3 protein-coding genes are annotated in these 7627 nt (G+C 36.8%); 1 reads left to right on the forward strand and 2 read right to left on the reverse strand.

The window, feature by feature from the left end:
* Positions 1-935: 935 nt before the first annotated feature.
* Together F6K27_RS13940 and F6K27_RS13945 are read right to left on the reverse strand one after the other, a co-directional pair.
* Complete coding sequence (locus tag F6K27_RS13940; RefSeq protein ID WP_287276740.1) at positions 936-2339, reverse strand: carotenoid oxygenase family protein; 1404 nt, start codon at positions 2337-2339, stop codon at positions 936-938.
* Positions 2340-3901: 1562 nt separating this feature from the next.
* Positions 3902-4573 carry a class I SAM-dependent methyltransferase gene (locus F6K27_RS13945; protein ID WP_287276741.1) on the reverse strand — a complete coding sequence of 224 codons (672 nt, stop codon included), beginning with the start codon at positions 4571-4573 and terminating at the stop codon, positions 3902-3904.
* Between the two features lie 974 nt (positions 4574-5547).
* On the opposite strand from F6K27_RS13945, the gene trxB reads away from it, so the two are divergent.
* The gene (gene trxB, locus F6K27_RS13950; protein ID WP_124145706.1) at positions 5548-6897 is read left to right on the forward strand and encodes a thioredoxin-disulfide reductase; all 1350 of its coding nucleotides are present in this window, start codon (positions 5548-5550) and stop codon (positions 6895-6897) included.
* Positions 6898-7627: the final 730 nt, after the last annotated feature.

Below are 7627 nucleotides of genomic sequence, written 5' to 3' on the forward strand. Positions count from 1 at the left end.
AAGCAGATTTACCAAAAAATTATGTAGGGTTAGTTTGCCAAGGTTTGATATGTAAAAAACCTTCTTTGAATAAACAAGAATTATTAGAACATCTAGAACAAAGTCAAAATCGTTGGGCTAAATAATTAGGGTTTGCTGAATAAAGTCTTTTTGCTGAGACAGGAGACAGGAGAAATGGGAATGAGTGAGGAGGTAGGAGCTAAGTTTTGTCAGAGTGATTTTTCGGCTTTTGCTTCGGTGAAAGTCCTCACTTTTTTAACCTAAGCAACCGAAAAGCTCATACTTTTTAAAGACATAAAAAACCTAAAACCAATATCAGTCAATGCTTTGATATTTAATCAGTAATATCATTTCTCTTGAAACACCCACAATAAAAATTTTGGGCAACAGGCAAAAGGGAGAAATTGATCGGGGAACACATTTTTATTATCGCTAATTAATGAGACTTGATATAAGCCCTAATTAGGGTTTGCTGAAAAAGTCTTTCTTCAGGAGTAGGGGATAGGGGAGCGAGGGAGTAGGGGAGAATTGTTTTGCCCAACTCAGCAGCAAAAATGCACTCCTTTTTGAGAATGAAGAGCTGAAAACCAGGTACTTTTTCAAGACCTAAAAAGGCTAAAACCTTTATTTGTAAATGCTTTTAGATTTAATCAGCAAGCCCTAATTAGAAGTCAGAAGTCAGGAGTCAGGAGTTGGGAGTTGGGAAAAACGGAGAATTATTGAGTGGAGAGGACGCATGTAGGGGGAGACAGGGAGGCGCACAGATAGATGGACGGAGGTTTTCTCTAATGAATAGAGCGAGTAGATTGAATTAATTACTCAATTATCCAATCTCCGCGTCCCCATGTCACCGCTCCTCCCTGTCAAATCTTAAAAACTTACCCTTGTAAGACTCCCCCACTCCCTCACTCCCCTACTCCCCACTGCCTTACTCCTCAACAAACCCTATTTATTAACTGCATCTCAGATATCCAAGTACCATGAAAACCATAAGGAACTCTCTGAGGTAACATCACTCGTGCCACAGGATCTTCTCTCATATTCTGAGCATCTATTACCAATAACTCAGAACATTTATCCTTCTCATCATACACAAACGTTAGTAACCAACCATCATCCTCATCAATAGCACCTATTCTCGGCGCAAATGTTACAGCACCCCCGTAACGTTGTTCCTGAAAATCATGGGTTATTGACCTACCAGTATAAAAATCATACTTAATAATCCCATCAAACAAAGGTTGTAGTGAAGCCATCCTAGAAGTATAACCATAACGCATCTCTCGTCCGACAAAGCGATGATTAATAGAAGGAAACTCCGATGGTCTTTTATCTAATATTCCTTCTCTCACTACGCCAGTTTTGATATTAAATGCCCAACCATACATTCGAGGAATATTCTCATCAGGATCTCTATCTCTAAAGTTACTAGCATAGGAATGAGTTGAACTCATCCGACAACCATACAGTATTACCTCATCCCCATCTTCATAAGCATTCAAAATATGATTGATATAGCAAGGAAGAGCTTCAAACCATTGAATATCTTCATTATTCCCATAGCGAGGCAAAATACCAAACCGACTTGGCACTCCCTTCTCAAATATCCAACCAGGTAAACCTTGCTCTACTCGTTCTGGACGGAACCTCAATGGTAAATCTATCAAAATTGTATAATTTTTGGTAATTGCAAAGTCATGTGGCCCACTGGGAACAGGTATATTTATAGGTACTATTTGTAGCAACTCACCATTACTAGAAATCACCCCATACTTTAAATAAGGGGGCGCATCAAGAGCGTAACCAAAAAATATTAATTCTCCAGTCATAGGATCGACTTTCGGATGAGAAGTGAAAGTAGAATCCAAGTAACCATCACACAAATATGGACCAATTGTTTCTAAACTAGGAACTTTAACTGCGTAAGGCAACCCTGCTTCCCAAAAAGCTAATAATTTGCCATTGTGATAACTTACGCTACTGTTAGATACATTTTTATACGGCCCGTAAGGATTACAAACTTGAGGCGGTTCTAATCTTCCACTCCAGACCGCATAACCCAAGTCTTGTTCAACTTCAAATCCTCCTGTTCGTACATAACGATTTTTATATTCTGCCTTACCGCCACTAATTCTCACTCCATGCAGCATTCCATCACCATCCATCCAGTCATATTTACCTAGAGGGGTAAATTGAGGGTTAGGCCCATTACGAACATACATTCCTGACAAATCTCTAGGAAGTTCGCCTTTGATTTCTAAGTTATCAGCGGTAATTTCTTCACTCACTGGGGCAAAGTTGCCCATCAGATAAGAATTAAACCTTGTAGTTGTGGTCATAATCTATTGCTCCTGTGGAAAAAATAAACTTGAAGGAATAGGGAAAAGGTGAAGAAGGTTGATTAATTCTTTTGACCGCCCGTAGCTTCTTCCATAAGCACAATCTTTAGAGAGCAAGGGTTAAATCTCCTACTTCTTAAAGAGATTGACATTCAGTTGGGGTCAAATCCCTGACTAAATGCTTCCGACTTCTGTCCTAATTCCTTCCTTATGATTTTTTTAACCTTCTACTAACAGCTTATGACCACTTTTCAATTATGTATAGTGTTATAATAAAAAATTTTTAATAAAAATCATGTATAGCAATTCCCATTTGAGGTACACGCATTCGTTTGTTGCTCTGGAGTAGGGAGTATTAGGGACGTTGCATGCAACCTTTCTACAAAGCAGTAATTCGGGAATACAGAGGATAGAAAAGAAGAAAAACAACTGTATTTCACGCTTTTTGAGAAACGCCATATCTTAATTTTTCTAGAAAATTTACTACATAACTGTGGTTTTGCTTTTTTTCACTCGCAAGGGGTATTTAAATACCATTTATCAAAAACTTTTCTACATTTTGTTGAGCAGGGGAGTAGGGGAGTGGGGGAGTAGGAGAGAAGTAAAAAGTAAGAATAATTAACATTAACTAGGCTATTTTTAGCAAAAAAGTGATTATACCTGTTTTGATTAATTAATAACTGAAGTATTACCCAAGTATAGCCTTACTTTTAGGAACTGGTATAAATGACTAAAATTCATCAAAAAAAAGAATCTCCTGTTTTTGGTTCAACTAAACCATAAAGCCATAAATATTTAAACAATCATTGATATCAACTAATGAGTTTAACTTCACAAGCAGTAATAACTTTATCCGTGATAGTTTTAATCCAATTCTAGTTTTTCTCTCTTATCTTGATAGAAATCGGGGTCATTTCAATTAGTCTCCTATGGTCGGAACTGCGGACTTCAGTACCTCTAGCTGTTTGCGCAGCATTCTGTAGGAAAGTATTGGGATTGAAATCTGGAATATTCTCTTTTTCTTGGTCGATTTGATATGGCACAGGTTTCCTCGTCATCCTACCCTACGAGAATATCCGAATATCGACCGCTTTTTATTCCCTTAAAAGGGGAGGTTTTAGACCACAATTTTTCGGTAATAGATTGGGGTTAAGAGCAAACTTAATAGCTGGTATTTATAATTACGATTTAGCTAATTAAGTAAAAAAAAATCTATTAAATTTCTAATTAGGGTTTGCTGAAAAAGTCTTTTTGCTGGGGTAGGAGACAGGATAAATGGAAATGTAGAGGAGGTAGGAGTAAGAATTGTCTCTCAATTTTTCTGCCATAATCATCCCAAAATACTAGCTTTATGTAGCTCTTTCCACCGAAAAGCTGGTACTTTTTTTCAACTCTAAAACTAATATCATTCAATATTTTAGAATTAATCAGCCAACCCTAATTAGTTGAGCTGTTAATGATTAGCTGATTTTTTATGCCGATTTTTAATGATTTGGCTAGGGAGCGATCGCTAAAGATCAATGATTAAAATGTAAATACACTTGGCATAAATTTGTTACTATTCAAAACTCTTCTGTTTTTGACCATTTTCTTTCTGCAGTCCAATGCCTATCTGATGATTGATATATTTTTACTTCTTTAATACCAGCATCTTTAACTATTTTCTCTACTTCAACAATAGTCAGAGCAGCTTGCAAAGAATCTCTAAATAATTTCTGTTGATGTTGATTACAATCTCTAGCGTATTTGTCTACAAGTTCCTCTTTTAATTCTGGAGTTTCTGGACGAAGTAAGTCTCGTATAAATATTCCACCTTGAGGCTGTAAAACTCTTTTAACTTCTTGAAATAATAGTAATGGCTCTGATAAATGGTGAACAATACTGTTAGAAATTACCATCTCAAAACTATGTTCTGAATAGGGTATTTTTTTGGCATCTACTAACTCTAATTTGACCTGTGATTGTAATTGTGCTTTTTCAATATTTCTCTCTCCAATAGTCAACATATTTTTTGATAAATCAATGCCAATTATTTGCCATTCTGGTTGTTGCTGACATATTAATATCGGTATTCTGGCAGTGCCAGTACCGACATCAAGAACTAATCCTTTTTTTGGGCCGATTTCTATAGAACTTTCTGCAAAGGCTTGATTGACTTCCAAAAAGTCCATTGAGTCATATTCTTCTGCTTCTTCCCATGTGTCCATGACCTCTGGTTCTAATATTCTGTCCATAATTTTTTCTGTTTTAGTCAAATTCCTAACCAATAACTAAAACGACAATACACAAATATAGTTTTTTGTCAAATTTTCTGCCTTTATTGTTAAGCTGTCTCTAGAAAAATTGTTTTTTTTCCCAACAAATTAAAATTAAAATTATTTAACATCATACGATTTCAATATAGTTTGCAGAGTTTTTTGGCAAATTAATTACACCAGTCCTGTGACTATAAAAATCATATCATAGACTCCAAATTAAGTAAATTCGTCAAATAATTGAGAATAATGTTAATAACTAGGCAACTTTACGTTTATTCATAATTTACTTAACATGACAATTTTAAAATTATCTCTTCAGAAATATTTATTTTAATAATGTAAACAATAGTAGGTTAGCAAAATTCAACGTCAATGCAGAAAACTTAGATTAAGATGTAATATCATGTCTCTTTAAATAACCACTTCGGAAAAATTTAGGGAGTAGGGAGTAGGGAAGAAGGGGAAATTTGTTTGCCCAGCATTCGGACTGAAAAAATATTTCCTCAAAAAAATTTCCTCTTAAGAGAAGAACATTTTTACCCCTGGCTAATTAATGAGACTTGATATAAGTACCTTTGCGTGAATTTGGTATAATTTGATAAGCAGGTATAGCAAAAGTTCTACATAGATATAGTCATATATTGTAAGTTCAAAAAAACTAAGCAAAGAGAGAAATTTTAACCAAGCTTTAGTACGATTGAACAAGCAAACAATGTCTACAAAAAATCAGGAACTATTCACTAGATTAACTGTAGAACTAGGTTCAGGTAGATTAACAAAATACAACTGATGCAGGCAAAATATAGAAAAATTCCACTGGTTATATCCTAGCTGTGTCTGTAAATTAACACTGAAAAAAAAAGAAAAGTATCGAGAAAACAAATTTGTTCTAATAGCTGGAAGAAAGTACAACACAAAGACGTTACTATCTACCGCGAAATCTTAATATTATGACAAAACAAAGAATAGAAAACTTAGTAATTATAGGTTCAGGACCAGCAGGCTATACTGCCGCTATCTATGCAGGACGCGCTAACCTCAAACCAGTAGTCTTTGAAGGTTATCAAATAGGAGGTGTACCAGGCGGTCAACTAATGACAACGACTGAAGTAGAGAACTTTCCTGGTTTTCCCGAAGGTATTACCGGACCGCAATTAATGGAACGGATGAAAAATCAAGCAGTTCGCTGGGGAACAGAACTATACACCGAAGATGTTACTTTTGTAGACCTAGCTCAGTACCCATTTACTATTAAGTCAGAGGAACGAGAAATTCAAACTTATAGCATCATCATTGCTACTGGGGCGACTGCCAAAAAACTCAAACTACCTAGTGAAGAAAAATTTTGGAATAGTGGTATTTCTGCTTGTGCTGTCTGCGATGGAGCTAACCCAGCTTTTAAGGGAGTGGAATTAGCAGTTATTGGAGGTGGGGATACTGCAGCAGAGGAGTCTATTTATTTAACTAAGTATGGTTCTCATATTCATTTATTGGTACGTCGAGACCAGATGCGGGCGAGTAAGACTATGCAGCAGAGGGTGTTAGAAAATCCAAAAATTACTGTTCATTGGCAAACTGAAGTTATAGATGTATATGGTAATGGTGTTTTGGAAGGTGTGAAACTGAGAAATAATCAGACTGGTACACAGCAGGACTTACCAGTTGGAGGTTTGTTTTATGCGATTGGTCATACCCCGAATACCCAAATTTTTCAAGGACAGTTGGAGTTGGATGAGAAGGGTTATGTGGTTACTCGAGATATGGTTAAAACTAGCGTTGAAGGTGTCTATGCTGTAGGTGATGTCCAAGATAGTGAGTTTCGTCAGGCAATAACTGCTGCTGGTAGTGGTTGTATGGGGGCAATGTTGGTAGAGAGATGGTTGTCGGAAAGAGGTTTGACACAGGAGTTTGCTCAGGAAAAAGCAACTAAGAAGTCGGATAAGGAGATAGTTGTTGATACTGTTGAGAGTTTTGACCATAATGCTACTCATCATCTGGGCGGTTATGCTTTGCGGAAACTCTACCACCAGAGCGATCGCCTAATTATAGTTAAGTATTCTGCTCCTAGTTGCGCTCCATGTCATACTTTGAAGCCTATTTTTGAGAAGGTTATACAAGAGTTTGAGGGAAAAATTCATTATGTAGAGATTGATATTGAGCAAGATCCGGAGATTGCTCAGAATGCAGGGGTAATGTCTACACCAACGATTCAGTTTTTTAAGAACAAGGGTTTGGTCGAACAGTTGAAAGGTGTGAAGCGTAAGAGTGAATATCGGCAGGTAATTCAAAATAATATTTGAAGAAGGGGCGTTGGTAAATTAGGGTATGATATTAATCTTAATTACTGAGGACTGACTCCTGAGGAGTCAGTAGGGAAGAAAGAAGAAGAAATAAGGAATAGAAGGAGAAAGTTTTTTGTTTGCTGGCGCACAATGCACGTTAACGCGGAGTGCGGAATGGAGTTCTATCCCGCTCTTATTCGGACATGATATCATACCTCTTTTCACCAACGCCGGAAGAAGGAAGAAGGAAAAAGTGGATAGGGATACTAAAAAGTTGTCGCGACCCTCGACGGGACTCCAACCAAATAATTAGTGTCGTTGCATAAGTCCTGTTCTATTTAGAGCTTATATAGAACCCCTAACCGTATCTTTTTCAAGCTAAATTAGCTTCTGAAGTAGCTAATATCTTGAGCAATTTAGGTCTAGGTAATAGCCTTTAGTAACTATTTATATCATGTCTGCTGGGGCGCGTTCGTGTAAACCCAAAGGTGAATATCTACAGGAAATTTAAGTTTTTTTCTTGCTCTTAAGTATTCTTGCCTGTTCCCTGTTCCCAGCTCCGGTGTTCCCTACCCTTGCTATACAATACCGATGCTACCGGACATGATATTATGCCAATAACGGGACTTTAGCAAATTTCAAGCCCAAACAAACCCCAAACTTTCTTGATCAGCGGTAAATACGTCGATGTTTTCATCTAACCACTCAACAAAACGATCAGATATTGCTGTACGAAATGCTTCTCAAG

The sequence above is a fragment of the Okeania sp. SIO2F5 genome, from assembly GCF_010692685.1.
Classification (GTDB): domain Bacteria; phylum Cyanobacteriota; class Cyanobacteriia; order Cyanobacteriales; family Microcoleaceae; genus Okeania; species Okeania hirsuta.

Coding starts and splice junctions, on each gene's coding strand:
- F6K27_RS13945 (WP_287276741.1), bottom strand. CDS start 4,573: ATGGACAGAATATTAGAACCAGAGGTCATGGACACATGGGAAGAAGCA.
- trxB (WP_124145706.1), top strand. CDS start 5,548: ATGACAAAACAAAGAATAGAAAACTTAGTAATTATAGGTTCAGGACCA.
- F6K27_RS13940 (WP_287276740.1), bottom strand. CDS start 2,339: ATGACCACAACTACAAGGTTTAATTCTTATCTGATGGGCAACTTTGCC.